3 protein-coding genes are annotated in these 1,167 nt (G+C 40.4%); 1 reads left to right on the forward strand and 2 read right to left on the reverse strand.

Going from position 1 to position 1,167, the window contains the following annotated elements:
* A partial coding sequence (locus tag A3735_RS03860) for a LysR family transcriptional regulator (protein ID WP_156499387.1) occupies nt 1-281 on the reverse strand: 281 nt, incomplete at its 3' end.
* A 32-nt stretch (nt 282-313) separates the two neighbouring features.
* The gene (locus A3735_RS03865) at nt 314-892 is read right to left on the reverse strand and encodes a hypothetical protein (RefSeq protein ID WP_068637616.1); all 579 of its coding nucleotides are present in this window, start codon (nt 890-892) and stop codon (nt 314-316) included.
* Nucleotides 893-1,076: 184 nt separating this feature from the next.
* Between A3735_RS03865 and A3735_RS29455 the strand changes: the two genes are divergently transcribed.
* Nucleotides 1,077-1,167: hypothetical protein (locus A3735_RS29455; protein ID WP_197485649.1), on the forward strand; the 91-nt coding region annotated here is incomplete at its 3' end.

Genomic DNA, 1,167 nt, shown 5'->3' on the forward strand with positions numbered 1-1,167 from the left:
AGAGAAATTACGTGTTTTTGTTTCTTTCGTAGCGATACATCTTGGCGAGCTCTTTCCCATGCAATGATAATTGTTTCGGCATGATTAATAAGGCGCTCACCTGTCACCGTTAATTGTAAGTTATTCCTAAAGCGAGTAAAAAGCTTCGCACCTAATACATTTTCCAATTGTTTGATACGAGCACTGACCGCTGCTTGGGTAAGGTATAAGTTTTCAGCCGCTTTACCAAAGTGACGCGTATTCTTTACTTCCAAAAATGTACGTAATAACTCAATGTCCATGATGTCGCCTATGTTAAGGCCAGCGAGCTAACCTATTTATGCCAATAGTCCTTAAATATAGTACTAAAGAGACAATTAAGTCTAACCCTATCACCTAAAGTCGAACTCTCACAAATTAAGGCCAAGTATGCATCGCGACCATCACCCTGGCAGGGCGGTTCGTAAGGTATAGACTCGCACATTTTTCGTGCCAAATTTGACAACAAAAAGCATAATTCAGAGGTATTTGATATCTCGGTTTTCCCAGCCAAGTCACTTAGCGATACATACTCGCGACCTGCTTTAAAAAGTTCATAGATAATGTCGTTCGTTTTGCGGCTTTCAATTGGAAGGGTCTCACAAATTGCGCGATACCATGCGGTTAGGTCAGGCGTGCTATTTTCTCTCAGTCTAATTTCGTTCCTGATGTGACTGTCAACAACACCCTTGAGGTATTGAAATGGTTCATCACTATCTAAACCCTCACAATAAGCAACTCTCTCACCCTGCTTAAAAACCTCGCCGGTACTCACTCCGTTAGTGACTCGGTTTACTAGCTTGTAGGTTCTATAAAAACTTTCTTTTATCTGACTCTTTGTTAATCTGTCAGGCATTGTTAAGACGTTCATCATAGTAGATTCCAAAACAACTGATTGATAGCACTATCCTCATTATTGTCATACTAGTTTCGCTATTCGGCCACCTAATAAATTTTGTCGTCAACACAAATTCTTTTCGTTTTACGCTTTAAAAAATCAGGACCAAAATTACGACAGACTTACACAAGCTCAACTGACAATGTTTGGAGCTATCCCAATGAAAATAGCAATCCTATCCCGTAACCCAGAGCTCTACTCTACTCGCCGACTAAAAGAAGAAGGAGAAGAAATGGGGCATACTGTTGATG

The organism is Oleiphilus sp. HI0061 (assembly GCF_001635675.1).

Coding starts and splice junctions, on each gene's coding strand:
- A3735_RS03865 (WP_068637616.1), bottom strand. CDS start 892: ATGATGAACGTCTTAACAATGCCTGACAGATTAACAAAGAGTCAGATA.